The sequence below is a fragment of the Pseudonocardia sp. DxW genome (genome assembly GCF_058448985.1).
The window spans coordinates 466926-490967 of sequence record NZ_JBZFLK010000001.1 but is presented as its reverse complement, the minus strand read 5'-3'; the positions used below and the strand labels follow the sequence as shown (position 1 = coordinate 490967).

The following is a 24042-nucleotide window of genomic DNA, read 5'->3' as shown; positions in this document are numbered from 1 at the left end:
CCACACCGCGTGAGAGGCTGGGCCGGTGCGCACACGGACGGGCAGGTTCACGGCGGCCCTGGTGATCGTCTCGGCGCTGGTCGCGGGCTGCGGTGCCGGTCCGAACCGGGCCGACTCGGCCGCGATCGTCGGGCAGACCTCGATCCCGCTGGACGAGACCCAGCAGTCGATCACCGACGTGCTCGTCCGGCCCGGGCTGGTCGAGGGGCTGGCCGCGCAGGGCGGCTCGGAGGCCGACATCGGCCGCGCCGTGGTGTCCCAGCTCGTCATCCGGGACCTGCTCGGCCGGGCGGCGCAGGAGCAGGGGATCACCGTCACCGACCAGCAGGTCGACGCCGCGGTCGCCGAGGCGGGCGGCCCGGAGGCGGTCACCGCGAGCTCGCTGTCGGTGGGCGGGGCGCAGGCCGCGGTCCGGGACCGGCTGACCCTCGCCGCGCTGGCCGGCCGCGATCTCGACCGGCTCTCGGTCACCGCGGACGTCGCCATCGCCGAGTCCCGCGAGCAGGCACTCGACCTGGCGCGCGAGGTCGCCGCGGGCGGCGAGCGCGCCGAGCGGGCGCTGGCCGGCGCCGGAACCACCCAGCGGGACCTGGCGATCCGCCCCGCGGAGACGCCGCAGGCCGCGCTGACCCCGCTGATCGGCATCCCGGCTGGCTGGGTCGCCGCGTTCCAGCTGGGCACCGGCCAGGGCTGGGTGGTGGTCCGGGTGACCGACCGCACCCTCGACGCGCAGGCCCCGCCGGAGGGCGGCGCGGTGGACCGGCTCGACCCGGAGACGCTGTCCGAGGCCGGGATCCGGCTGCTCACCCCGACCGCGCTGCGCGCCGGGGTCGAGCTGAACCCGCGCTACGGCAGCTGGGACCCGATCCAGATGCTCGCCGTGCCGGGCGCGGACGAGGCGGCGACGCTGCTGCCGGTGTCCACCGGATCCGGTGCGCTGACGCCGTGACGGCGACGGTCGTCGCCTGCCCGCGCCGCGGGGCCGCGCTGCCGGCGGCGGCGGCGCCCGCGCTGCGGGCGGCCACCGCGGTGCTCGCCGATCCGGGGCTGGAGGCCGGTGCGGCCGCCGGTGCGCAGGACTGGGACGGCACCGATCCGGCGTCGCTGCCCGACGGCACCGTGCTGCTGGTCCCGGCCGGTCATCCGGCTGCCCGCCCGGACCGTCCGTACGGCACCGTCGCCCCGCCCACCGGTCACGCCGTGCTCGACGCGATCGCGGTGATGGACCGGCTCCGCTCGCCGGGTGGCTGCCCGTGGGACGCCGAGCAGACCCACGTCTCGCTGCTGCGCCACCTGGTGGAGGAGTGCTACGAGCTCTACCAGGCGATCGAGGACGGCGACCGGACCGAGCTGCGCGAGGAGCTCGGCGACGTGCTGCTGCAGGTGCTGTTCCACGCCAGGGTCGCCGCCGAGCACCCGGACGACCCGTTCGGCATCGACCCGGTCGCGACCGGCCTGGTCGACAAGCTCGTCGGGCGGCACCCGCACGTGTTCGGCACCGGGGAGCGGGTGGCGACCGCGCAGGACCAGGACCGCCGCTGGGACGAGCTGAAGCGGGCCGAGAAGCAGCGCGAGTCCAGCGTGGACGGCGTCGCGACCGCCCAGCCGGCGGTCGCGCTGGCCGCGAAGCTGGCCTCCCGCACCGCCCGGGCCGGGCTGCCCGCGGACCTGCTGCCCGGCGGCGACGGGCCGGGCGAGCAGCTGTTCCGGCTGGCCGCGACCACCCAGCTCGGCGGGGGTGATCCGGAGGACGCGCTGCGCGGCGTCGCCCGCGCGTTCGACGCCCGGGTGCGCGCCGCCGAGAAGGCCGCGGCCGCCGACGGCCGGGACCCGCACGCGCTGACCGCCGACGAGTGGCACCGGTACTGGCAGACCCCCTGAGCCGGGTCACCCGGCCGGGTGCTCCCGGTCGGTACGGTGGACGGGGTGCGTATCCGATCTCTGGCGGCAGGTGTCGGCGGGATCCTGGCCCTGGTCCTGCTGGTCGCGCTCGGCCTGCTGGTCACCGGCCCGGGCCCGGGCGGACCGGGCCGGACGCCGGTGGACCGGGACAGCCCGCCCCCGGCCGCGGCGACCCTGCCGGACGGCACCGATCCGGTCGCCTGGGCCGGGGCGACCGCGCGGGGCGCCGACATCCCCGAGCGCACCCTGCAGGCCTACGCGAACGCCGAGCTGCGCCAGCGCGAACGCACCTCGGAGTGCCGGGTCGGCTGGGCCACCCTCGCCGGGATCGGCCGGATCGAGTCCCGGCACGGCACGCTGCGCGACGCGCAGGTGCTGCCCGACGGCCGGGTGCAGCCACCCGTCGTCGGGATCCCGCTGGACGGCACGAACGGCACCAGGCTGGTCCCCGACACCGACGGCGGCCGGCTCGACGGCGACCCGGACCTGGACCGGGCGGTCGGGCCGATGCAGTTCCTGCCCGAGACCTGGGAGCGGCACGGCGCCGACGGCAACGGCGACGGCGTCGCCGATCCGCACCAGATCGACGACGCCGCGCTCGCCGCGGCCGGCTACCTGTGCAGCGGCGACCGGGACGTGACCGACGCCGGGGACTGGTGGGACGGCGTGCTCGCCTACAACGCCTCCGGCGAGTACGCCCGCGACGTGTGGTCGGCCGCCGCGGAGTACGCCGCCCGCACCGCGCCGGCCGGCGACGCCCGCTGACCGGTCGCCCGCCGGGCGGTCAGCCGTCGAGCAGGGCCCGGCCCCAGTGGTCGTCCGGGCCGGTGAGCCCGGGCGGCACCGCGAACAGCGCCGAACCGGTGTGCTCCAGGTACTCCGACATCACGTCGTGCCGGGCGAGTGCGCGCTGCACCGGCACGAACTGGCGCTGCGGGTCCCGGACGAACGCGACGAAGAACAGGCCCGCGTCGAGATGCCCGCGGCCGTCCGAGCCGTCGACGAAGTTGTAGCCGCGGCGCAGCATCCGCACCCCGCCGTTCGCCTCGGCCGAGGCCAGCCGGATGTGCGCGTCGTCCGGGATCACCGGCCCGGCCGGGCCGGTCGCGGCGAGATCGGCGACGTCGAACTCGGCGGTCCCGGTCAGCGGGGCGCCCTCGCCCTTGTCCCGGCCGACGATCAGCTGCTGCTCGTCGAGCGAGGTCCGGTCCCAGGTCTCGACGTGCATCCGGATCCGGCGGGCGACCAGGTAGGAGCCGCCGCGCAGCCAGTTCGGCCCCTCGTCGCCGACCCACACGTGCTCGTCGAGCAGCTCTGGCTCCTCGGCCTTGAGGTTGTTCGTGCCGTCCTTGAACCCGAACAGGTTGCGCGGGGTGGCCTGGCCGGTCGAGGTCGACGAGGTCCGCCCGAACCCGAGCTGCGACCAGCGGACCTCGGTCACCCCGAAGCCGTCGCGCACCAGGTTCCGCACCGCGTGCACGGCGACCTGCGGGTCGTCGGCGCACGCCTGCAGGCACAGGTCGCCGCCGGACCGGGCGGGATCGAGCCGGTCGCCCTGGAAGTGCGGCAGCTCGGCCAGCGGGGCCGGCCGGCGGTCGTCGAGCCCGAGCCGGGTGAACAGCGACGGGCCCACCCCGAAGGTCAGGGTCAGCGAGGCCGCCGGCAGCCCGAGCGCCTCGCCGGTGTCGGCCGGGGCCACGTTGACGTTGGCCGGGATCGCGCCGCCGTCGGCGGTCTCCAGCCCGGCCGTCATCCGCTCGGCGGCGACCGTCCAGCGCTGCAGCAGGTCGCGGACCGCGCCCCGGTCGGTGCTGGTCAGGTCGAGCGCCACGAAGTGCAGCCTGTCCTGGGCGGGGGTGACGATCCCGGCCTGGTGCGGGCCGCGGAAGTCCACGGTGCCGCGTCCGGGTGCGGTCGCCGTGTCCAGCCCGTACCCGGCGGCGACGCCCGCACCGGCCAGCGCCGCACCGGCGCCGGCCAGCCCGAACAGCCGCCGCCGGGAGACCCGCGGCATCATGCGGTGACGGTCCCCGCGACCTTGCTGACCGGCTCGGACAGCGCGTCGATCGCGGCGGTCATCTTCTTGATGTCCTCCGGCGTGAGCTGGGTGTAGAGCACGTAGCCGTCGCCGTCCCGGTAGCCCTGCAGCAGCTCGTCGACGGCCTGGAACCGCTCGTCCAGCTGCGGGCCCAGCGCCGGGTCCTTCTGGTCGATCACCGGCCGGAGCGCGGCGACCGCGGCCTGCGAGCCCTCCACGTTGGCCTGGAAGTCCCACAGGTCGGTGTGCGAGTAGCGGTCCTCCTCACCGGTGATCTTGCCGGTGGCGACCTCGTCGAGCAGCTCCTTCGCGCCGTTGGCGAGCTGCACCGGGGTGAGCTCGACGGTCCTGGTGCGGGCGGCGAGATCGTTGATGTCGGCCATCAGCTGGTCGGCGATCGCGGCCGAGTCCGGCTGCAGACCGGTCACCCAGAGGTCCTTCTCCAACCGGTGGTAGCCGGTGAACCCGACGCCGGGATCGCGCTCGTCGTCCTCCCGGCCGTCGATCTTGGGGTCGATGTCGCCGAACGACTCGGCCACCGGCTCGATCCGCTCCCAGTAGGTCCGGGCGACCGGGAACAGCGCCTTGGCCTGCTCGACGTCGCCGGCCTTCACCGCGTCGACGCACTCCTGGGTCTTCGGGACCAGCGCGTCGACCTGCGACGACACGTAGCGGGTGTACCCGGCGGTGGCCGCCGCCAGCTCGGCGTTCGTGTCGGTGGCGCGCTGCGCGTTCCCGGTGACGGTGAACGGGGCGCGGATCCCGTCGCCGGACATCCCCGGCTTGCAGGCGGTCGTGTAGGTGCCGCCGTCCGGGACCTCGACGATCAGGTCCCGGGACAGCCCGGGACCGATGTTCTCGACCTCGCCCATGATCCGGTCGCCGACGCCGTAGAGGTAGAACTCGGTGACCTTGGACCCGGTGTTGGTGATCGCGAACGTGATGTTCCCGGCCGGTGCCGAACCGGCCGAGACCTCGCAGGCGGTGTCGGTGGCGTTCACCGTGATCGGGCCGCCCGCGGTGTCCGCGGGCGGGGCGGTCGAGGTGCAGCCGGCCAGCACGGCGGCAGCGGCGAGGGATGCGAGGCCGGCGGCCGTGCGTGGGGCGGTGGACATGGTTCTCCCGGGTTTCAGGTGGTGGTGCGGGTGGAGCGGCGGGCCGGGCGCAGGAACAGCGCCAGCACGACCACGACGTAGCCCGACCAGACGACGGCCTCCAGCACGGTCGTTCGCGGCGAGAAGTTGAAGATCCCCTTGAGCAGCGTGCCGTACCAGGAGTCGGCGGGGACGGCGGCGCTGACGTCGAAGGCGAGCGTGTTCAGGCCGGGCAGGATCCCGGCCTCCTGCAGGTCGTGCACGCCGTAGGCGAGGATCCCGGCGGCGACGAAGACCAACAGGAAACCGGTCACGGTGAAGAACCGGCCGAGGTCGATCCGCAGCGCGCCGCGGTAGAGCAGGTGGGCCAGCAGCACCGCGACCGCGATCCCGGACAGGAAGCCGATCAGCGGCCCGGTCGTCTCGCCGGCGGCCTGCGCCGCGGCGAAGAAGAACACCGCCGTCTCCAGGCCCTCCCGGCCCACGGCCAGCGCGGCCATCAGCACGACGGCCCACGGACCCATCCCGATCGCGGCGTCCAGCCGCCCCTCCAGCTCGGCCGACAGCGTGCGGCCGTGCGCGCGCATCCAGAAGATCATCCAGGTGACGAAGCCGACCGCGATGATCGACAGCGAACCGCCGAGCGCCTCCTGGGCCTCGAAGGTCAGTGCCTGCTGGGTCAGGGTCAGCCCGAGCGTCACCCCGACGCTGACGGCGACCGCGAGGCCGACCCCGAGCCACACCCGCGGCAGCTCGGCGCGGCGGCCGGTGCGCACCAGGAAGGCCACCAGGATCGCCACCACGAGCGACGCCTCGAGACCTTCGCGCAGCCCGATCAGGGCGTTCCCGAGCATGAGCCTCCGACCCCCGGTGGTGACGGCAGTCGCGAGGTCAGGATGCGCTGCCCAGTGCGGAGGCTAGCCTCACCGTTTCGCTCCGGAAAAGGGTCGCGAGTCCTTCCTCCCGGAAGATCCCCGGAGGCCGCGGAGTCCGCGGAGTCCGCTTCGGCCCAGGTCAGGACCTTGGGCCCGGGTGATCAGTGCCGATCGGAGCCGGCTCAGTGCCGATCGGAGCCGACCGCGATCCGGGCCCGGACCTCGCCCAGCGCCTCCTGGTACTCCGGCCGCGGGTCCATCGCCGACGCCATTTTCAGCGACGTCTCCGCCTCGCCGAGCCGGCCCTGCCGCTGCAGCGTCTTGCCGAGCGCGAAGCGCGCGTAGTGGTCGGCCGGATCGATCTCGATCACCCGCCGGAACGCCTCCTCGGCCTTCCGCAGCTGCGCCGAGTCCAGGTACGCACGACCGGCGAGCAGGTGCACCGAGGCGTCCGGCGAGCCGCCCGGGCCGAGCACCGTGCGCAGCGCGTCCAGCGCCTCCAGCGGCCGGCGCCGGGAGAGCAGCTCGTCCGCCCGGCGGAACGCGGCGACCGGGTCCGTGGAGTTCGGGCGTGGACTGCTCATGGTCACCCCCACGTTAGGTGTGATCCACGTTCGACGCGAGGGGTTGACACCGGGGACCGTGACGGAAGCGTCCCTCACGCGTCACGCCGCTGTGACTACGCTGGCGCCGGACACGACCGGCGATGCGAGAAGGAGTGACGGTGGCGGTCATCGAGCAGGTCGGGGCACGCGAGATCCTCGATTCACGGGGCAACCCGACGGTGGAGGTCGAGGTCGCGCTGGACGACGGCACGCTGGCCCGTGCCGCGGTTCCGTCCGGCGCCTCGACCGGCGAGCACGAGGCCGTCGAGCTGCGCGACGGGGACCCGAAGCGCTACGGCGGCAAGGGCGTCGAGAAGGCCGTCGCGGCCGTCCTCGACGAGATCGGGCCGGAGCTGGTCGGGGTCGAGGCGGTCGACCAGCGGCTCGTCGACCAGCGGCTGGTCGATCTCGACGGCACCCCGGACAAGTCGAAGTTCGGGGCGAACGCGCTGCTGGGCGTCTCGCTCGCGGTCGCGAAGGCCGGCGCCGAGTCGTCCGGCCTGGAGCTGTTCCGCTACGTCGGCGGCTCCAACGCGCACGTGCTGCCGGTGCCGATGATGAACATCCTCAACGGGGGAGCGCACGCCGACACCTCCGTCGACGTGCAGGAGTTCATGGTTGCCCCGATCGGCGCGGAGACCTTCCGGGAGTCGCTGCGCTGGGGCACCGAGGTCTACCACGCGCTCAAGTCGGAGCTGAAGGACAAGGGCCTGTCGACCGGGCTGGGCGACGAGGGCGGCTTCGCCCCCGACGTCAAGGGCGGCACCCGCGGCGCGCTCGACCTGATCGCGGCGGCCGTGCAGCGGGCCGGCTACACCCTGGGGACCGACGTCGTGCTGGCGCTCGACGTCGCCGCCACCGAGTTCCACGACGGCGGCAAGTACTCCTTCGAGGGCAAGAAGGTGTCGTCGGACAAGCTCGCCGAGGTGTGGGCCGAGCTGGTCGACGCCTACCCGCTGGTCTCCATCGAGGACCCGCTCGACGAGAACGACTGGGACGGCTGGGTCGCGCTGACCGAGGCGATCGGGGACAAGGTGCAGCTGGTCGGCGACGACCTGTTCGTCACCAACCCGGAGCGGCTGGAGGACGGCATCGCCCGCGGCGCCGCGAACGCGCTGCTGGTGAAGGTGAACCAGATCGGCACGCTGTCCGAGACCCTCGACGCGGTGACGATGGCGCACAACGCGGGCTACCGCTGCATGATGAGCCACCGCTCCGGCGAGACCGAGGACGTGACGATCGCCGACCTGGCCGTCGCCACCGGCTGCGGCCAGATCAAGACCGGCGCCCCGGCCCGGTCCGAGCGGGTCGCGAAGTACAACCAGCTGCTGCGCATCGAGGAGCTGCTCGGCGACGCCGCCCGCTACAACGGCGAGCTCGCGTTCCCCCGCTACCAGGTGCCCGGCCAGGGCTGAGCGGCCGATCCGGGTGCCGGGCCGGGTTCCCTCGGCGCGGCACCCGGACCGACGCACGATCGGGCGGCATTGTGGGGGTGACGGACACGCAGCGGTACCGGTCCGGGGGAGGAGGACGCCGTGGGGGACACGCGCAGCCGTGGCCGCGACGCCAGGGCGCGTACCTCCGGCACCGGCCGGGGTCGCGCCCCGGCCAAGCCGCGGACCGCGCCGTCGGGCACCCGTAACGGCACCGCACGCTCCCGGCCGGCCGGGCCGTCGCCGGCCCGCCCGCGGCTGACCCGGGCCCGGTCGAAGGCGGGCGAGGTCGTCGCGCGGACCACCGGCCTGCTCGGGCTGTCGTCGACCAAGCGGGCCGCGATCCTGGCGATCGTGGTGTGCGCGCTGGCGCTGACCGTCGCGGTCCCGCTGCACAACTACGTCGCCCAGCGGCAGGAGCTGGCCGCCGTCTCCGACCGGCAGCAGGCGCTGGAGGCCGAGGTCGACCGGCTGTCCGCGGACCGGGCCCGGCTGTCCGACCCGGCGGAGGTGCAGGCCCGGGCCAGGACCCGGCTCGGGATGGTGCAGCCGGGGGAGACGCCCTACGTCGTGCAGTTCCCGGCGCCGCCGGAACCGGTCGTCGACGACGGGCAGGCCGAGCCCGGCGTCCCCTGGTTCACCACCCTGTGGAACGACGTCACCGGCGAACCGCGACGATGACGGGGTGAGCCCGCAGTCCGATCCCGAGCCCGATCCCGAGCCCGATCCCGTCATCCGCGCACCCGGACTCGAGACCGGCCCGCCGTCGCAGGCGGATCTCGACGCCGTCGCCCGGCAGCTCGGCCGGGCCCCGCGCGGGATCCTGGCGGTCGCCTACCGCTGCCCGTCCGGGCATCCGGCGGTTGTGCAGACCGCGCCCCGGCTGCCGGACGGGACCCCGTTCCCGACGCTGTACTACCTGACCTGCCCGCGCCTGGCGTCCCGGATCGGGACCCTGGAGGCCGACGGCCGGATGCGCGAGATGGAGGCCCGGCTCGCCACCGATCCGGAGCTCGCCGGGCGCTACCGGGCCGCGCACGAGCGCTACCTGGCGGAGCGGGACGCGATCGAGCCGCTGGCCACCCACCCGGACGTCACTGCGGGCGGCATGCCGGACCGGGTGAAGTGCCTGCACGTGCACGTCGCGCACGCGCTCGCCGCCGGATCCGGGGTGAACCCGTTCGGCGACGAGGCGCTCGACGAGCTCGGCGCGTGGTGGCGGCACGGCGACTGCGCCTAACGGTCAGCCCCGGGCCTCGCCCAGCCGCCAGTACCCGGAGAACATGATCCGCTGCTTCGGCACGCCGCGCTCCTCGACGAGATGGCGCCGCGCCCGCCGCAGGAAATCGGCCTCGCCGCAGACCCAGGCGTAGTCGATCATGTCCGGCAGCGTCGCGTCCTCCAGCACAGGGAGCAGCGCCGCCCCCGGACCTGCCCGCCCCGGGCGACCCGGATCGGGCCGGCGGCGAGATCGACGGCATCGTCGAGATCGGGGACCTCGACGAGCGCGACGGTGTCGACAGCGGGTGTGGACTCCAGGATGCGGGCGCGCGCGGGCAGCGCCGTCTCGTCGCCGATCAGCACCTGGCCGCGGGCGTCGGGGGTGTCTCTATGTGGTTGTCAAGCCGCGGCGAGGGCCGGATCGGGTTCGGTGGCCGTCGGTGGGGAACGCGGATCCGTCGCCGACGATGGTGAGGATCTTGATGGCGGTCCTGACCCCGAGTCCGGGCATCGAGGTCAGGACCGGCCCAAGAGGGTGAGCCTCCAGGCGGGCCTCGAGCTCATCCGCCAGATTGCCTCGTTCGACGTGGACGTCACGCAGCTGCGCGGCGACTCCGCTGATGACGCGGGCGAAGGCGGCCGTGCCGGCGACCACGAGCGTCTGGGCGTCGAGGCCGGTCAGGATCTGGGCGGGCAGGGTCTGCGCCAGGCGCGGCGGGCGCGGTCGCATGAGCTCGGCGATGCCGTTCTCGCCGAGCTGGCGCAGCGCCGCGGGGGTGGGTGCGGCGGCGAGCAGGTCCTGGACCCGCCGCGATCCAGACGGGGCCCGAGCAGGCGTTCCAGAGCCGGATGAATGTGCAGCAGGGCGTCACGCAGCCGATTGGTCAGCCTCGTGGGTTGCCCGGCGAGGTCGTCGTCGTAGCCGGCCAGCACCGACAGTTCGGCGAGGGTCTCGTCGTCGCTGCCGACCCGGCGCAGCGTGTGCGGCATGCTGCGCGCGGCCTCGGCGATGACGTGAGCATCGCGGGCGTCGGTCTTGCCTCGTCCGGGGTGCAGGTCGGCGATCCGGCGCATCGCCAGCCCAGGCAGGTGGGCCACGTGGATACCCAGGCTGCGGGCGACCGCGACGGCCAGCGCGCCGATCGAGGCCGGTTGATCGACCACCACCAGCACCCGACCGTGCTCGGCGAGCGCGGTGAACACGGTGCGCAGCGCGGTCTCGTCGTGGGGCAGGGCCTTGTCGTGCACCCGCTTGCCGGCAGAGTCGAGCGCGCAGGCGTGGTGTTCGGACTTGCCCACGTCCAGCCCGCAGAACACTGCGAACGGCACCGCTTCGATCTCCTCGGACAACCGGCGCCCTTCCGTCGTCGTGGCAGACCAGCCCGGACACCCGCGCCGGCAGCCACGTTACGAGCAGACCACGCAAGCGGGTCAGGTCTCTATCAGCGGTCGTTGGCGCCCTCCGACCACGGTGACAACACCCCCCAGATCATCAACGACAGGGGCAACGAGTCATGCCGTGGCCGGTGGCCTGCAAGCCCTCACTGGGCTTGATCAAGAAGGTAATGGGGCAACAGGTACGGCGCGCCGGACTCCCGGACGCCGATGACGTCGCCGGCGCGGGCGCCGAGCGCCCAGCGGCTGCCGGCGCCCTCGTCGCCGTGCACGACGAAGTCGATGTTGACGGCCGACCCGGCCGGGCGGTGGTGGCGCAGCGTGTACCAGCGCAGCGCCGGACCGCTCCGGCAGCACCTCGACGAGCTCGCCGTCGGACGGTCCGACTCGGGCAGCCCGGCCAGCGCCGACCGGATGTCGTCGCCCGAATCGGGCAGCGTGAGCGGCCGGCCCGCGGCGGGCAGCAGCAGGCCGAAGAACTCGTCGGGACCGAGCGGATCGAGATCGGCGAACTCCGGCGCCACCAGCGTGATCCGCGCAGGTGTGGCGACACCTGCGCGGCGCCGGACACGGTGGCCCGGTAGAGCCGGTGCTCGATGCGCAGGTTGCGGGTCGCCCGGCGCGGCGCGTCCGGCTCAGCCACCGGTGGCCGCCGCGTCGCCGGTGAGCGCGCTACGGATCCGGCGGACGACCCCGCAGGCGGCGCGGCCGAGCCCGTTGTTCAGGGTGGCGTCGAGATCGAACATCCGGTTCGCGACCGCGGCGGGCCGGGCCCGGAACAGCGGGACTCCTGCAGCGCGGGGCGGTCGTCCAGGCTCTGGACGAACAGGACGTCGGCGTTCGCGGCGGTGCCGAGCTCCTCGCCGCCGACCTCGAAGTACGGCTCGGCGGCGGACGGGTCGTAGTGCGGCTGGGTGAAGCCGAGGTCGGCTGCGACCCGGTTCGCGAGCAGGTTCGCCCACGCGTACATGCCACCGGTGTCCAGGGCGGTGCCCATGGTCAGGGTGAGCCGGTCGGGGATGTCGCCGAGCGCCTCGCGGGCCTCGGCGACGAGCGCCTCGTAGCGCTCGATCTCGCTCTGCCCGCGGTCCTCCCGCTGCAGGCCGGCCGCCTGCCCCGTGACGTCCTCGACCCACTGCGGCCGACCGGCCGGACCGCTCGTGGTGGCGCAGCCGGTCAGTGCGGCGGCCGCGGCGACGGCACCGCCGAGGAGGAACCCGCGCCGGTCGAGCTCGTTCACGACGGCCGGCCATCCGGTGCGGTGCAGGGCGATCGGGGGAGCGTCCGCGATCTGCAGGACGGAGCGGGGAGCGGGCGGGCAGAGCACGGGCACGGGGCGACTCCGGTTTGTGAGGGAAGGCAAACCGACGTTTACAGCCATCTCGCCCGGCCGGACGTGATGTGATCGGCTCCTCTCAGAAGCCCCCGGCCGCCGTGGTCGCCCGCTCCAGCACGGCGTCCACCGTGCTCCCGGTGCCCCCGCCGGGCCGGGTCCCGGCCGTGCGCAGCGGGCCTCCGGCGTCCAGCCGGGTCGTCAGGAAGGTCTCCGCGACCGCGGCCGGGGCGTGCCGGACGAGCAGCGAGCCCTGCAGTGCGAGCGCGGCCAGCTCGGCGAGCCGGCGGGCCCGGCGTTCCTGCGGTGCGGCCAGCTCGGTGCGCAGCGCGGCGGTCGTCGCGTCCAGCCGCGGGTCCCGCCCGGCGGCCAGGTCGATCTCGGTGAGCAGTGCGTCGACCGCGTCCGGCTCCCGGGTGATCGCGCGCAGCGCGTCGAGCGCGGTGACGTTGCCCGCGCCCTCCCAGATCGAGTTGAGCGGCGCCTCCCGGTACAGCCGGGGCAGATCGGACTCCTCGACGTAGCCGTTGCCGCCCAGGCATTCCAGCGCCTCCGCCACCACCGCGGAGGTCCGCTTGCACACCAGGTACTTCGACACCGGCAGCGCGAGCCGCAGCAGCGCCGTCTCGCCGCGGTCCACCGCGCCGGCCAGCCGCATCGCCAGCACGGTCGCGGCCTCGGTCTCCGCGGCCAGCTCGGCGAGCACCTCGCGCATCAGCGGCGCCTCGATCAGCCGCGCGCCGAACGCCGACCGGTGCGCGGCGTGGTGCGCGGCCTCGACGACGGCGGCCCGCTGCGTCCCGGCGGCGCCGAGCACGCAGTCCAGCCGGGTCATCGAGACCATCTCGATGATCGTCCGGACGCCACGGCCCTCGTCGCCGATCCGCCAGCCGACCGCGCCGGTGTACTCGATCTCCGACGACGCGTTCGACCGGTTGCCCAGCTTGTCCTTGAGCCGCTGCAGCCGGATCGCGTTGCGCGTGCCGTCCGGCAGGACCCGCGGCAGGACCAGGCAGGTCAGCCCGCCGGGTGCCTGGGCGAGGGTGAGGAACAGGTCGTTCATCGGGGCCGAGGTGAACCACTTGTGCCCGGTCAGCCGGTAGCTGCCGTCCGGTTGCGGTGCGGCCACCGTGGTGCCGGACCGGACGTCGGAGCCGCCCTGCTTCTCGGTCATCGACATCCCGGCGAGCAGGCCCGGCTTGCCGGCCGGGGCGGCGAGCCCGGGGGCGTAGCTGCGGGCGGTCAGCCCGGGCTCGTAGGCGGCGGCCAGCTCCGGGGCGTGCCGCATCGCGGGGACCGCGGCGTAGGTCATCGAGATCGGGCACAGGTGGCCCTGCTCGACCTGTGAGGTCAGATAGAACCCGGCGGCGCGGGTCAGGTGCGCGCCGGTACCGGGTGCGGCCGCCCACGGGGCCGCGCCGAGGCCGTGCTCGACGCTCACCCGCATCAGCTCGTGCCACGACGGGTGGAAGCCGACCTCGTCGATCCGGTGCCCGGTGCGGTCGTGGGTGCGCAGCTCCGGCTCGTGGGTGTTCGCGGCGCGGGCGTGCTCGCGGTGCGCCGCGGTGCCGACCACGGCGGCCAGCCGCTCCAGCGCGGCCCGGTCGCCGCCCTCCCGGTCCAGCGCCTCGGTCAGCGCCGGGTCGGTGTCGAGCAGGTCGCCGTCCGGTCGCGGCGGGACCTGGTTCGTGACCTCGTGGGTGCCGAGATCGGACACGGGGGCGGGCGTCTCCGGCCTGGCGTGCGTCGTTGTCACTACCCGAGAGTAACTGGACCGGCGGGTCCGGCTCCAGGCTCCCGCGTACGGTGGCGGCGACCGGTCGTCCAGCCCAGGGAGTGCCGATGTCGCGGGTGGCCGCCATCGACTGCGGGACCAACTCGATCCGCCTGCTCGTCGCCGACGTGACCGAGGCGTTCGACGGCGCCAAGGAGCTGCGCGACCTGCACCGGGAGATGCGGATCGTCCGGCTCGGGAAGGGTGTCGACGCGACCGGCCGGCTCGATCCGGAGGCCCTGGAACGGACCCGGGTCGCACTCGCCGACTACGCCGTCGCGGCCCGCCGCAAGGGCGCCGAGCGGGTCCGGATGGTCGCCACCTCGGCGACCCGCGACGCCGCCAACCGCGAGGACTTCTTCGCGATGGTGCGCGACACCCTCGGCGTCGAGGCGGAGATCATCACCGGCGACGAGGAGGCCCGGCTGTCGTTCGTCGGCGCGGTCGGCGATCTCGACCCGGACGACGGCCCGTTCGTGGTGACCGACGTCGGCGGCGGCTCCACCGAGGTCGTCGTCGGTGAGCTGCGCGACGGCGTCGCCGAGGTCAGCGCGGCCCGGTCGGTGGACATGGGGTCGGTCCGGCTGACCGAGCGCTGCCTGCCGTCCGACCCGCCGTCGGAGTCCGAGGTGGAGCAGGCCCGCCGGATCGCCGCCGAGGCGCTGGCCGAGGCGTTCGCGTCGGTGCCGGTCGAGGGCGCCCGGACCTGGGTCGGCGTCGCCGGGACGATCACCACGCTGTCCGGGATCGCCCAAGAGCTGCCGAGCTACGACCCGGAGAGGGTGCACCTGTCGACGCTGTCCCGCGACGAGCTGCACCGGGTCGCCGACCTGCTGATCCACTCCCCGCGCGCGGAGCGCGAGAAGCACGGTGCGCTGCACCCCGGCCGGGTGGACGTGATCGGCGCCGGATCGCTGGTCGTACAGGCGCTGGCCGACGAGCTGCACGCGCGCGCCGGGATCGACCGCGTCGTCGTCTCCGAGCACGACATCCTGGACGGCATCGCGCGCTCGATCGCATGAGCCTGGCCCTGCTGGACCGGCAGATCGCCGAGTGCCGGGCCTGCCCGCGGCTGGTCGAGTGGCGGGAGCAGGTGGCGGAGGAGAAGCGGGCCGCGTACCGCGACCAGACCTACTGGGGACGCCCGGTGCCCGGCTTCGGCCCGGCCGACGCGGCGATGCTGGTCGTCGGGCTGGCCCCCGCCGCGCACGGCGCCAACCGCACCGGCCGGATGTTCACCGGCGACCGCAGCGGCGACGTGCTCTACGCCGCGATGCACGCGGTCGGCCTGGCGTCGCAGCCGACCTCCGTCCACGCGGGTGACGGCCTGGAGCTGTACGGCGTCCGGATCACCGCGCCGGTGCACTGCGCGCCGCCGGAGAACAAGCCCACCCCCGCCGAGCGGGACACCTGCCGGAGCTGGCTGGAACGCGAGCTGGACCTGCTGGCCCCGACCGTGCGGTCGATCATGGTGCTGGGCGGGTTCGGCTGGCAGGCGCTGCTGCCGGTGCTCGCCGGGGCCGGCTGGGAGATCCCGCGCCCGCGGCCGCGCTTCGGGCACGGCGTGTCGGTGACGCTGAGCCCGTCCGGCCCGGGGCGTGCGCCGCTGGAGCTGTTCGGCTGCTACCACGTGAGCCAGCAGAACACCTTCACCGGACGCCTGACCCCGGCGATGCTCGAGCAGGTGCTCGCCGACGCCGCCCGGGCCGGCGGGCTCTCCCCGGCGCCCCGGTAACCGCCCCGCCGGCACGGCACCGCCGCAGGCAGGGGGTCTGTGCGTACCTCGCTTTGCTCTGCTCACCCCGCCCGTCAGTCACGCCCAGAGAAAGTCGTGCGGTCAGGGCCTCACCGGCTCACGGCTCCAGCAAGACGTCGACGGTGACCCGGCCGGCGTCGCGGGCGACGACGCCGTGCCCCGGCCGCTCCCGGCCGTCGAGCAGGACGGTGACCGGATGCCCGTCGCCGGTGAAGTTGCGCCACCAGGTCTTCCGGTCGGCCAGCCCGATCCGCACCAGCACCCGGTCCGGGCGGTCCTGCTCGTAGGCGACGGGGAGGCGGAACGCCCGGCCGGACCGGCGGCCGGTGTAGGTCAGGATCGTCATCCGGCCCTGCACCAGCCCGCGTAGCCGCGGGGAACGCAACAGGAAGTCGACGACGGCGTTGAACGGTCTCGCGACGGTCTGCACGACGGACACGGTCGGTGGCCTTCTCTCTCAGCGGGTGGTGAAGCGGTGCAGGCGCATCGCGTCCTGCAGCGTCGGAAGGTGCCCGGCGGCGGACAGCAACGGCCGGAGCCACACCCGCGGATGCCGGATCGTCAGCTCGTCGATGATCGGCACGTCGTCGAGCTCGCGCAGCGTGGGGTGCCGGTGCGCGAAGTCAGCCGGGTCCCAGGCCCACCGGAAGCCGGTGCCCAGGGCACGGAACGTCGGGGTCCAGCGCGAGATCGTGACCGTCCACGGGGAGACGGCGTCGAAGGCCAGCTCGGCCCGCCGCGTTCCGCCGACGACCCGGTCGACGACGGCGTGCACCGTGGCCGGCCGGAGGTACATGAACAGGCCCTCGGCGACGACGAATGTCGGGCGGTCCGGGTGCACCGCGTCCCACCAGCTCTCGCCGGTGACCGAGCCGGGCACCTGCACGACGTGCTCGGGGAACCTGTACAGCCGGCGCCGGATGTCGATCACCTCGGGCTGGTCGACGTCGAGCCAGCGGACGGTCGGCGGCACGGCCAGCCGCAGCGGGCGGCTGTCCAATCCGCAGCCCAGGTGCAGCACCTGGCCGTGCGACTCGGTGCCGAGGAACTCCCGGGTCCAGCCGTCCAGCACGGTGGCCCGGGCAGCGATGGTGGCCGCGTCGCCCGCGACCTGCCAGAGGCCGTGCACGTCGTGCTCGATCCGGTCGTAGACCTCGCCGGCGTACGGGTCGCCGAGGATCGGCCTGCGGGAACGCGCGTCGAGCCGTCGCATGTAGAGGGTCATCAGCAGGGTCGCGGCGGCGCCGCGCAGGTCCACCTTCTCGGTGCCCTCCATCGCCGACCTCCCCGCCTGGCTACGCTGGCGTAGCGCCCCCGTGGCCCAACGGCAGAGGCAGGCCCCTTAAAAGGGTCACCGGTGTGGGTTCGACTCCCACCGGGGGCACCAGATCCGGCGTCGACCCTACGCCCCTGAGCAGCGGGTTCGCCCGGTCACCGGCGCGCGGCCCGCTCGTGCCGGCCCAACACCTCCGTGACCACCGGGGCGGCGAGCTCGACGGCGAGCAGCGCGTCGTGGAACCGGTGCGGCCGGCCCCGGGTCGCGCGGGTCACCAGCCGCCCGACGCCGCCGAGCGCCATCAGCCCGGCGAGGATCCGCAGCCGGTCCAGGTCCGGCTCGTCGTCGGCGGTGGCGTCGAGCCAGGCCAGCCCTTAGCCGGCGAACACCGGACCCATGAAGCGGACGTGCGAGTCCACCGTCGCGTCACCGGTCATGCCCGGCTCGCCGCGCACCCCGCCGACGAGCTGGGTCCCGCCGATCGCCATGCACGCCCAGCCGGTCAGCCGTCCCGCGATCCTCAGCGTCGACATGCCGGCATCCTCGCAGGTGCGGGGCGTCGCCCCACCCGTTTCGCCGGAGGGCGCCGGTCCGAGCCGGGGCGCCGGTCCGAGCCGGAGCGCCGCCCGGGTCTTGCTCGGTCCGGCCATGGCCGGTACCTCCCGCGTCGCCGTGGGGCGCCGATCGTGCCGTCAGCGGTCGGTGCGCCGCAACCATGACGTCACGGTCGCCGCGCCGGAATGAAGGTGAACGCGCCGCGGTTGGGCTGTCCGACCCACTCCTGCACCGGAGGCGAGCGCGCCGTGACCGACATCGACCTGCAGCGCAACAAGGACAACGTCCGGGCGTTCTACGACCTGATGTTCAACCGGAGCCGGCCGGCCGAGGCGATCGAGCGCTACGCGGGGGCGACCTATACCCAGCACAACGTGCACGTCGCCGACGGCAAGCAGGCGTTCATCGACTACTTCGAGCGGATGGCGGCGGAGTACCCGGGCAAGTCGGTGCGGTTCGTCCGGGTCGTGGCGGAGAGGAACCTGGTGGTGCTGCACTGTCACCAGAGCTGGCCGGGCGGCGAGGACTACGCCGGCATCGACATCTTCCGGGTCGACGACGACGGGAAGGTCGTCGAGCACTGGGACGTCCTGCAGGTCGTCCCGGCGACCTCGGCGAACGACAACGGCATGTTCTGACCGCTCACCCGCGGCCGAGCCGTTCGAGCGCGGACCCGTCCAGGCGCATGACCCCGATCTCGTCCGGGCCGCGTGCCCGCAACCGCTCGTAGAACCGGATCGCGCCGTCGTTGCTGTGCAGCACCCACCACTCCAGCCGCCCGCACCCACGCTCGACGGCGAGCCGGGCGAGGTGCCCGAGCAGGGCCTCGACGGCCCCGGGGAACGCCTCGGCCGCCGCCAGCTCGACGACGAACCGGTGCAGCGTGCCGACGTCCTGCGGGGTGGCCGGCCGGAGCGTCGGGCCGTCGGTGCCGGTGATCATGGGTTCGATCATGGCCGACCGGCGGGCCGGCACCCGGTGGGCGCGGCGGTCGTGCCGCACATCCCGACGGCCGGGCGGCCGCTCAGGTCAGCGCGGGCACCAGGAACAGGACGGTCGTGTCGAACAGGATGTGGGCGCCGACCGGCACCCACAGGTTCTTCGTGCGGATGTAGGCCAGCGTCAGCACCAGCCGGGCGGTACCGATCACGATCAGCGGCTGCGCGACGTTCCAGTCGTAGGTCGGCAGGTGCAGGGCGCCGAACCAGACCGCGGTGACCAGCGCCGCCCAGACGATCGCCGGGCGCCGGCCGAGCCCGGCGCGTCCGGTCAGGATGTGCAGCAGCGCCAGGAACGGCAGCAGTGTCATCAGCTCCTCACCGAGCAGCTGAACCGCGTCGCCGATCCACTCCACGATCGTCTGGCCGGTGCCACCCCGGGCGCCGCCGCTCAACGGGTTCGCGGTCACCGCGAACAGGCTCCGGACGAGGAGTGCCGCCACCCCCGAGGTGATGATCCCCAGCGCGGCGAACGCGACCATGAGACCGGCGTCGTGCAGCGTCACCCGGCGGAAGAGCGCCGTCCATCAGCGGCCGGTGGCCCAGCCGAGCGCACCCAGCACGATCGCGGTGAACGCGGACCGCCGGACCAGCGCGGACGGGCCGTCCAGCGGGACCAGGGTCGGGACGAGGAAGGCGACCAGGCAGGCGGACCGCAGCGCGAGCCAGCGGCCGGTGGACACCCCGACCGGCGTCCCGTCGTAGAAGGGGAAGTCGGCGCCGTCGCCGCGCTCGACCGCGCGACCGAACCGGGCCGGCCGCGAGCGGTGGCGCCACCCTGCTCGGTGCTGATGGTGGCCTCCTCCGGGCGCGCGTCGTACCCGGGGAAACCTAGGAGCCGGCGCAGACGGCCGCCACCGGAGCGGATCCGGTGCTCACGCCGGGGCGGGCGCCTGCGCGGCCGCGTGGATGATCCGGGCGGCGTCGAGGGCGTCCATCCGATCGGTCCGCAGGGTGAGGGTGAAGTGCGTCGCCGCGCCCAGCAGGGCCGTGCTCGACCGCTCCCACCGGCGCGTCCAGCCGCGGTCGACCGGGCCGCGGAGCCCCCGGCCGGCCCTGTCCCGCGCCTCCGGGGCCGGGCTCCACAGCAGCACCGGGAGCCAGCCGGCCGACTCGCGCCGGAAACGCGGCCGGTGCGTCGGCGCCCTCGACGCACACGACCGGGAGACGCCCCTGTTCGCGCAGCCCGGCCGGGCGCTCCCGGTCGTAGAGGTACCCGGAGCCGTCCACGGTGAACTCGTGCAGGACCTGGGCCCAGGACCGCAGCTTGTCGAGATGCGCCCGGGCGGCCGGTTCGGCGTCCACCGGCGGATCGGCGGCGGTCGTCAGCGCGGGGACGCGGGCGTAGCTGCGCCGCAGGCTGGTGAGTGCGAACGCGACCGTGCGCTTCCCCGAAGCGGGTGGGCCGGCCAGCAGGATCCCGGTGTACGACGACGGCTCGGCCACGTCCGATTCCCCCGGTCGTTGCGACATGCATCACTCTAGCCGGACGGGAATCCGGTGGTCAGCCGCCGGGCGGGCGTGCTTGGGTCGAGTCGTGATCGAGCTGTCCGCGGTACTGGGTGTCGTCGTGATCGCACTCGGCATGGTCCTCACGCCGGGGCCGAACATGATCTACCTGACCTCCCGGGCGATCTCCCAGGGCCGCCGCGCGGGGCTCGTCTCGCTCGCCGGGACGGCCGCCGGGTTCGTCTGCTACCTGGTGGCCGCGGCGGCCGGGCTGTCCGCGCTGTTCGCCGCCGTCCCGGCCGCGTACACCACGGTGAAGACCGCCGGAGCGGTGTACCTGGCGTGGCTGGCCTGGACCATGCTGCGCCCCGGCGGCCGCTCGCCGTTCCAGGCCCGCGATCTCGCGCCCGAGTCGGACGCGCGGCTGTTCGGGACGGGGCTGCTCACCAACCTGCTGAACCCGAAGATCGCGCTGATGTACGCGGCGCTGCTGCCGCAGTTCGTCACCCCGGCCGACGGGGCCACCTGGAGCCAGCTGCTCCAGCTCGGCGGCACCCAGATCGCCGTCGCGGTCACGGTGAACGCGCTGATCGTGCTGACCGCGGCGTCGGGGTCCGGGTTCCTGGCCGCGCGGCCGCGGGCGATGACCGTCCAGCGCTGGATCGCCGGCACCGTGCTGGGCGGGTTCGCGGTGCGGACCGCGTTCAGCCCCGCGCCGTCGTCTCCGTGACCCGGCCGTCGAGCAGCAGCTCGGCCAGGTGCACCGCGGGGCGCCCGCGCAGGTCGGTGATCTGGGTGCGGCAGGAGAACCCGTCGGCCAGCACGACGGCGCCGGGATCGGCGTCGAGCGCGGGCAGCAGGTTCTGCTCCGCGACCGCCACCGACACCTCGTAGTGCCCCGCCTCGACGCCGAAGTTCCCGGCCAGCCCGCAGCATCCGGACAGCGCCCGGACCGACGCCCCGGCCCGGGTCAGCAGCGCCCGGTCGGCCGCCCAGCCCATGACGGCGTGGTGGTGGCAGTGCGGCTGGGCGACGACCGTCGTCCCGGACAGGTCCGGCGGGGTCCAGTCGTCCTGCCGGGACAGGAACTCGGCGAGGGTGAACGTGTTGCCGGCGACGGCCCGGGCGTCGTCGGTGCCCAGCAGTTCGACGGCGTCGCTGCGCAGCACCGCGGTGCACGAGGGTTCCAGCCCGACGATCGGGATCCCGGCGGCGGTCGCCGCGGCCAGCTCGCCGGTGGTGCGGCTCAGGATCCGGCGGGCGGCGTCGAGCTGGCCGGTGGAGATCCAGGTCAGTCCACAGCAGAGCTGACGACGGGGGACCTGCGGCTCGAATCCGGCGCGGCGCAGCAGCGCGACGGTGGCCTGCGCGGCGGCGGGGGAGAAGCCCTCGGTGAAGCTGTCGGTGAACAGCAGCACCGGGGTGCCGCCGGTGGCCGCGGCCGAGCCGGTGCGCCGCCACCAGCGGCGGAACGGCGTCGTCGCGAACGCCGGGATCGAGCGCCGGGTGTCCACACCGGCCACCCGGAGCATCAGCCGGCCGATCCCGGGCAGCGTCGCCGCCCGGTTGGCGAGCCGCGGTGCCAGCCCGGCCAGCCGGGCCCAGCGCGGCAGCATGCCCAGCGAGTAGTGCGACCGCGGCCGGATCCGGCCCTTGAAGGCGCGGTGCAGCACCTCGGACTTGTAGCTGGGCATGTCGATCCCGGTCGGGCAGTCCGAGGTGCAGCCCTTGCAGGACAGGCAGAGGTCCAGCGCCTCGTGCACCTCGGGCGCCCGCCAGTCGGTCCGCTCGCCGCGGATCATCTCCTGCAGCACCCGGGCCCGGCCGCGGGTGGAGTCCTTCTCCTCGCGGGTCGCCAGGTAGGACGGGCACATCAGGCCGCCGTGCCCGGAGTTGTCGGCGCGGCACTTGCCGACCCCGGTGCACCGGTGCACGGCGTTGCCGAGGTCGCCGCCGTCGTGGTCGAACCGGAAGCCGCGCGAGCCGACCAGCGGCAGCTCGGCGGTGAACCGCACCGAGCCGTCCACCGGGTCCGGGTCGACGAGCACGCCGGGATTGAGCAGGCCGTCCGGGTCGAAGACCGCCTTGACGCCGCCGAACAGGCGCAGCGCCTCCGGCGAGTACATCGTGGGCAGCAGCGCGCTGCGGGCGCGACCGTCGCCGTGCTCCCCGGACAGCGTCCCGCCGAACTTCGCGACCAGCTTCGCGGCGGCGGCGAGGAAGTCGCGGAACGCGGTGGTGCCGTCCGCGCGGTCGAACGGGAAGTCCAGCCGCACGTGGATGCAGCCCTCGCCGAAGTGCCCGAACGGGGCGGAGGTGAGCTCGTGGGCGGCCAGCAGCTCGTCGAACTCGGCGAGGTAGGCGCCCAGTGAGCCGGGTGGGACGGCGGCGTCCTCCCAGCCGGCCCAGGCGCGCTTGCCGGACGGGGCGATCCCGGCCAGTCCGGCGCCGTCCTCCCGGATCCGCCACAGTGGCGCGGCCACGGCCGGGTCGTCGACGATCCGGGTGCGCGCGGAGATCCCGGACCCGGCGAGCGTGGCCGCCCGGTCCATGACCTCGTCCCGGTCGTCCCCGGCGAGCTCGACGAACAGCCAGGCCCGGCCGTCCGGGAGCTCCGGTACCCGGTCGGCCCCGCGCCGGGTGCGGACGACGTCGACCAGCCGGGAGTCGAGCCCCTCACACGCGGTCGGCCGGTACCCCGCGACCAGCGGGGCGGCCTCGCCCGCGGCGACGATGTCGTCGAAGCCCAGCGCCACCATCACCCGGTGCGCGGGGTCGCGGACCAGCCGGACGGTCGCCCCGGTCAGCACGCCGAGGGTGCCCTCGGAGCCGACGAGTGCCTGCCCGAGGTCGAACCGCTCGGGCAGCAGGTGCTGCACGGCGTAGCCGGAGACCTGCCTGCCGAACCGGTCGAACTCGGTGCGGCCGACGGCCAGGAACCCGGCCATCAGGTCGCGCAGCCGGGGCACCAGGTCGGTGTCGCCGGTGACGGTGGGCCGGCCGGCCGCGTCGTACCCGGTGCCGATCCGCTCGCCGGACGCGGTGACCAGCTCCAGCCCGGCGACGTTGTCGGAGGTGCGGCCGTAGCCCAGGCTGCGGGCGCCGCAGGCGTTGTTGCCGATCATGCCGCCGATCGTGCAGCGGGTGTGCGTCGACGGGTCGGGGCCGAAGCGCAGCCCGTGCCGGGCCGCCCGGGCCTGCAGGGTGGCCTGCACGGTGCCCGGCTCGACGACCGCGGTGCGGGCCTCCGGGTCGATCGAGAGCACCCGGTTCATGTGCCGGCTGAAGTCCAGTACGAGGCCGGGGCCGATCGCGTTGCCGGCCACCGAGGTGCCGGCGCCGCGGGCGGTGAGCGGCACGCCGAGTTCGCGGCAGACGGCGAGGACGGCGAGGACGTCGTCGGCGGAGCGGGGCCGGACCACGCCCCGCGGCGGGATCCGGTAGAGCGAGGCGTCGGTGGCGTACATCGCCCGGGTTCCGGGGTCGTCGCGGTAGTCCAGGCCGTGCCGGTGCAGCGCCGCGGCCAGGGCGGGATCGGGCTCGGCGGGTGCCGGTGACCGGGTGTCGACGTCGAGCATGCCCGCCCCTCTCACGTGGTTAAATTGCACGTTACATTCTACTCATGGGTAGGTCCTGCCGGGCAGGTACGGCGGGGCCGTCAGGCCCAGCGCTCCCATTCCTGCCGCCAGGTGGCCGAGTCCTCGCTCAACACGTCGGCCGTGCTGAGCAGGTGCTCGCGCATCGCCGCGCTCGCCCGGTCGCGGTCGCCGCTCGCGACGGCGTCGGCGACCGCGCGGTGCTCGGCGATGATCTGGGTGGCGCCCCGGACGTTCGGCATGCTGCGCCTGCCCTGCAACGCGATCGCGTCGCGCAGCGAGAGCACGATGCCCGCCAGCCGCTGGTTGCCGCCGGCCCGCATGATCACGTCGTGGAAGTCGCAGTCGGCCCGGAAGAACTCCTCGGGCTCGTCGGCGTGCGCCTGCATCCGGTCGAGGGTCGCCGTGAGCTCGGCGACCGGGAAGTCCGGGGCGAGCGCGGCGCGGCCGGTGGCGGCCGGTTCCAGCAGCAGCCGCAGCGTCGACACCTCGGTGATGTCGGCCTCGGTGCTGTGCAGGACGCGGGCGCCCCGGTTGCGCTCGATCCGGACCAGGCCCGCGTTCGCCAGTTTCAGCAGGGCCTCCCGGACCGGGGTCCGGGAGACGCCGAACAGCTCGCCGAGCTCCTGAGCCGAGTAGAGACGGTCCGGTGTCAGCTCGCCGCTGCGGATCGCGTCCCGCACGGCGACGGTGAGCTGGTCGGCCTTGCTGGGCTGGTCGGCGAGCCGTTCCATGACACTCC

Annotated in this window: 30 protein-coding genes, 1 tRNA gene and 1 pseudogene; 11 read left to right on the top strand and 21 right to left on the bottom strand. The window is 74.6% G+C overall.

The window, feature by feature from the left end; translation table 11 throughout:
- Positions 1-25 precede the first annotated feature (25 nt).
- The 3 genes from ACVJO7_RS02470 to ACVJO7_RS02460 are packed head-to-tail and all read left to right on the top strand — an operon-like array spanning position 26 to position 2667.
- The gene (locus tag ACVJO7_RS02470) at positions 26-949 is read left to right on the top strand and encodes a SurA N-terminal domain-containing protein (protein ID WP_344026674.1); all 924 of its coding nucleotides are present in this window, start codon (positions 26-28) and stop codon (positions 947-949) included.
- The gene (locus ACVJO7_RS02465; RefSeq protein WP_491671503.1) at positions 946-1881 is read left to right on the top strand and encodes a nucleoside triphosphate pyrophosphohydrolase; all 936 of its coding nucleotides are present in this window, start codon (positions 946-948) and stop codon (positions 1879-1881) included. Before ACVJO7_RS02470 ends, ACVJO7_RS02465 begins: the two co-directional genes overlap by 4 nt.
- Before the next feature lie 45 nt (positions 1882-1926).
- Positions 1927-2667 carry a lytic transglycosylase domain-containing protein gene (locus tag ACVJO7_RS02460; RefSeq protein ID WP_491671502.1) on the top strand — a complete coding sequence of 247 codons (741 nt, stop codon included), beginning with the start codon at positions 1927-1929 and terminating at the stop codon, positions 2665-2667.
- Between the two features lie 19 nt (positions 2668-2686).
- On the opposite strand, the gene efeB is transcribed toward ACVJO7_RS02460, so the two are convergent.
- The 4 genes from efeB to ACVJO7_RS02440 all read right to left on the bottom strand — a co-directional run bounded on the left by efeB (position 2687) and on the right by ACVJO7_RS02440 (position 6493).
- Entirely contained in the window at positions 2687-3916 is a 1230-nt protein-coding gene (gene efeB / locus ACVJO7_RS02455; RefSeq protein WP_491671574.1) for an iron uptake transporter deferrochelatase/peroxidase subunit, read from the bottom strand.
- Complete coding sequence (efeO, locus tag ACVJO7_RS02450; RefSeq protein WP_491671501.1) at positions 3916-5055, bottom strand: iron uptake system protein EfeO; 1140 nt, start codon at positions 5053-5055, stop codon at positions 3916-3918. The genes efeB and efeO overlap by 1 nt, the downstream gene beginning before the upstream one ends.
- Before the next feature lie 14 nt (positions 5056-5069).
- Positions 5070-5888: an iron uptake transporter permease EfeU gene (gene efeU, locus ACVJO7_RS02445; RefSeq protein WP_491671500.1), complete on the bottom strand. Its 819-nt coding sequence runs from the start codon at positions 5886-5888 to the stop codon at positions 5070-5072.
- 203 nt (positions 5889-6091) lie between these two features.
- Entirely contained in the window at positions 6092-6493 is a 402-nt protein-coding gene (locus ACVJO7_RS02440; RefSeq protein WP_344026662.1) for a tetratricopeptide repeat protein, read from the bottom strand.
- Positions 6494-6633: 140 nt separating this feature from the next.
- Between ACVJO7_RS02440 and eno the strand changes: the two genes are divergently transcribed.
- The 3 genes from eno (at position 6634) to ACVJO7_RS02425 (ending at position 9187) form a co-directional block, all read left to right on the top strand.
- Complete coding sequence (gene eno, locus ACVJO7_RS02435) at positions 6634-7929, top strand: phosphopyruvate hydratase (protein WP_491671499.1); 1296 nt, start codon at positions 6634-6636, stop codon at positions 7927-7929.
- 120 nt (positions 7930-8049) lie between these two features.
- Complete coding sequence (locus ACVJO7_RS02430; protein WP_491671498.1) at positions 8050-8628, top strand: FtsB family cell division protein; 579 nt, start codon at positions 8050-8052, stop codon at positions 8626-8628.
- A gap of 52 nt (positions 8629-8680) precedes the next feature.
- Positions 8681-9187, top strand: a complete 507-nt coding sequence (locus ACVJO7_RS02425) for a DUF501 domain-containing protein (protein ID WP_491671573.1) — start codon at positions 8681-8683, stop codon at positions 9185-9187.
- Positions 9188-9190: 3 nt separating this feature from the next.
- Here the strand turns inward: ACVJO7_RS02425 and ACVJO7_RS02420 are convergent, their stop codons facing one another.
- The 7 genes and pseudogenes from ACVJO7_RS02420 to ACVJO7_RS02390 form a co-directional block, all read right to left on the bottom strand.
- A complete protein-coding gene (locus ACVJO7_RS02420) occupies positions 9191-9328 on the bottom strand; it encodes an SIP domain-containing protein (protein WP_491671497.1) in 138 nt (45 codons plus the stop codon).
- Positions 9325-9531 carry an SIP domain-containing protein gene (locus ACVJO7_RS02415; RefSeq protein WP_491671496.1) on the bottom strand — a complete coding sequence of 69 codons (207 nt, stop codon included), beginning with the start codon at positions 9529-9531 and terminating at the stop codon, positions 9325-9327. The genes ACVJO7_RS02420 and ACVJO7_RS02415 overlap by 4 nt, the downstream gene beginning before the upstream one ends.
- Before the next feature lie 25 nt (positions 9532-9556).
- On the bottom strand, positions 9557-9898 hold the full coding sequence (locus tag ACVJO7_RS02410; RefSeq protein ID WP_491671578.1) for a hypothetical protein: 342 nt from the start codon (positions 9896-9898) through the stop codon (positions 9557-9559).
- An 85-nt stretch (positions 9899-9983) separates the two neighbouring features.
- A pseudogene (locus ACVJO7_RS02405) lies at positions 9984-10497 on the bottom strand (IS110 family transposase); the annotation flags it as partial.
- Positions 10498-10709: 212 nt separating this feature from the next.
- On the bottom strand, positions 10710-11090 hold the full coding sequence (locus ACVJO7_RS02400) for a siderophore-interacting protein (protein WP_491671572.1): 381 nt from the start codon (positions 11088-11090) through the stop codon (positions 10710-10712).
- Positions 11091-11284: 194 nt separating this feature from the next.
- On the bottom strand, positions 11285-11896 hold the full coding sequence (locus tag ACVJO7_RS02395; protein ID WP_491671495.1) for a TroA family protein: 612 nt from the start codon (positions 11894-11896) through the stop codon (positions 11285-11287).
- 82 nt (positions 11897-11978) lie between these two features.
- Complete coding sequence (locus ACVJO7_RS02390) at positions 11979-13652, bottom strand: acyl-CoA dehydrogenase family protein (RefSeq protein WP_491671494.1); 1674 nt, start codon at positions 13650-13652, stop codon at positions 11979-11981.
- An 86-nt stretch (positions 13653-13738) separates the two neighbouring features.
- Between ACVJO7_RS02390 and ACVJO7_RS02385 the strand changes: the two genes are divergently transcribed.
- The gene (locus ACVJO7_RS02385) at positions 13739-14692 is read left to right on the top strand and encodes a Ppx/GppA phosphatase family protein (protein WP_491671493.1); all 954 of its coding nucleotides are present in this window, start codon (positions 13739-13741) and stop codon (positions 14690-14692) included.
- Positions 14689-15405 carry a uracil-DNA glycosylase gene (locus tag ACVJO7_RS02380; protein ID WP_491671492.1) on the top strand — a complete coding sequence of 239 codons (717 nt, stop codon included), beginning with the start codon at positions 14689-14691 and terminating at the stop codon, positions 15403-15405. Before ACVJO7_RS02385 ends, ACVJO7_RS02380 begins: the two co-directional genes overlap by 4 nt.
- A 118-nt stretch (positions 15406-15523) precedes the next feature.
- Here the strand turns inward: ACVJO7_RS02380 and ACVJO7_RS02375 are convergent, their stop codons facing one another.
- Positions 15524-15856: a hypothetical protein gene (locus tag ACVJO7_RS02375; protein WP_491671491.1), complete on the bottom strand. Its 333-nt coding sequence runs from the start codon at positions 15854-15856 to the stop codon at positions 15524-15526.
- 27 nt (positions 15857-15883) lie between these two features.
- Positions 15884-16702 carry a class I SAM-dependent methyltransferase gene (locus ACVJO7_RS02370; protein WP_491671490.1) on the bottom strand — a complete coding sequence of 273 codons (819 nt, stop codon included), beginning with the start codon at positions 16700-16702 and terminating at the stop codon, positions 15884-15886.
- A 34-nt stretch (positions 16703-16736) separates the two neighbouring features.
- Between ACVJO7_RS02370 and ACVJO7_RS02365 the strand changes: the two genes are divergently transcribed.
- Positions 16737-16813: transfer RNA gene (locus ACVJO7_RS02365), tRNA-Leu, on the top strand.
- Positions 16814-16857: 44 nt separating this feature from the next.
- Here ACVJO7_RS02365 and ACVJO7_RS02360 read toward each other — a convergent pair.
- Together ACVJO7_RS02360 and ACVJO7_RS02355 are read right to left on the bottom strand one after the other, a co-directional pair.
- On the bottom strand, positions 16858-17073 hold the full coding sequence (locus tag ACVJO7_RS02360) for a DUF4345 family protein (protein ID WP_491671571.1): 216 nt from the start codon (positions 17071-17073) through the stop codon (positions 16858-16860).
- Between the two features lie 3 nt (positions 17074-17076).
- A complete protein-coding gene (locus tag ACVJO7_RS02355; RefSeq protein ID WP_491671489.1) occupies positions 17077-17235 on the bottom strand; it encodes a hypothetical protein in 159 nt (52 codons plus the stop codon).
- A 270-nt stretch (positions 17236-17505) separates the two neighbouring features.
- Here ACVJO7_RS02355 and ACVJO7_RS02350 point away from each other — a divergent pair, with 270 nt between their 5' ends.
- Positions 17506-17895: a nuclear transport factor 2 family protein gene (locus tag ACVJO7_RS02350; RefSeq protein WP_491671488.1), complete on the top strand. Its 390-nt coding sequence runs from the start codon at positions 17506-17508 to the stop codon at positions 17893-17895.
- Between the two features lie 4 nt (positions 17896-17899).
- Here ACVJO7_RS02350 and ACVJO7_RS02345 read toward each other — a convergent pair whose 3' ends face one another.
- The 4 genes from ACVJO7_RS02345 to ACVJO7_RS02330 all read right to left on the bottom strand — a co-directional run bounded on the left by ACVJO7_RS02345 (position 17900) and on the right by ACVJO7_RS02330 (position 19349).
- Positions 17900-18199 carry a GNAT family N-acetyltransferase gene (locus ACVJO7_RS02345; protein WP_491671487.1) on the bottom strand — a complete coding sequence of 100 codons (300 nt, stop codon included), beginning with the start codon at positions 18197-18199 and terminating at the stop codon, positions 17900-17902.
- Between the two features lie 82 nt (positions 18200-18281).
- Positions 18282-18761, bottom strand: a complete 480-nt coding sequence (locus tag ACVJO7_RS02340) for a CPBP family intramembrane glutamic endopeptidase (protein WP_491671486.1) — start codon at positions 18759-18761, stop codon at positions 18282-18284.
- A 21-nt stretch (positions 18762-18782) separates the two neighbouring features.
- Positions 18783-18938, bottom strand: coding sequence for a hypothetical protein (locus ACVJO7_RS02335; protein ID WP_491671485.1), 156 nt, complete (start codon positions 18936-18938; stop codon positions 18783-18785).
- 192 nt (positions 18939-19130) lie between these two features.
- Positions 19131-19349: a hypothetical protein gene (locus ACVJO7_RS02330; protein WP_491671484.1), complete on the bottom strand. Its 219-nt coding sequence runs from the start codon at positions 19347-19349 to the stop codon at positions 19131-19133.
- A gap of 443 nt (positions 19350-19792) precedes the next feature.
- Here ACVJO7_RS02330 and ACVJO7_RS02325 point away from each other — a divergent pair, with 443 nt between their 5' ends.
- The gene (locus ACVJO7_RS02325; protein WP_491671483.1) at positions 19793-20434 is read left to right on the top strand and encodes a LysE family translocator; all 642 of its coding nucleotides are present in this window, start codon (positions 19793-19795) and stop codon (positions 20432-20434) included.
- Here ACVJO7_RS02325 and ACVJO7_RS02320 read toward each other — a convergent pair.
- Positions 20409-23282: an FAD-binding and (Fe-S)-binding domain-containing protein gene (locus ACVJO7_RS02320; RefSeq protein WP_491671482.1), complete on the bottom strand. Its 2874-nt coding sequence runs from the start codon at positions 23280-23282 to the stop codon at positions 20409-20411. The genes ACVJO7_RS02325 and ACVJO7_RS02320 overlap by 26 nt on opposite strands.
- Before the next feature lie 80 nt (positions 23283-23362).
- Positions 23363-24034, bottom strand: coding sequence for a GntR family transcriptional regulator (locus ACVJO7_RS02315; protein WP_344026623.1), 672 nt, complete (start codon positions 24032-24034; stop codon positions 23363-23365).
- Positions 24035-24042 lie beyond the last annotated feature (8 nt).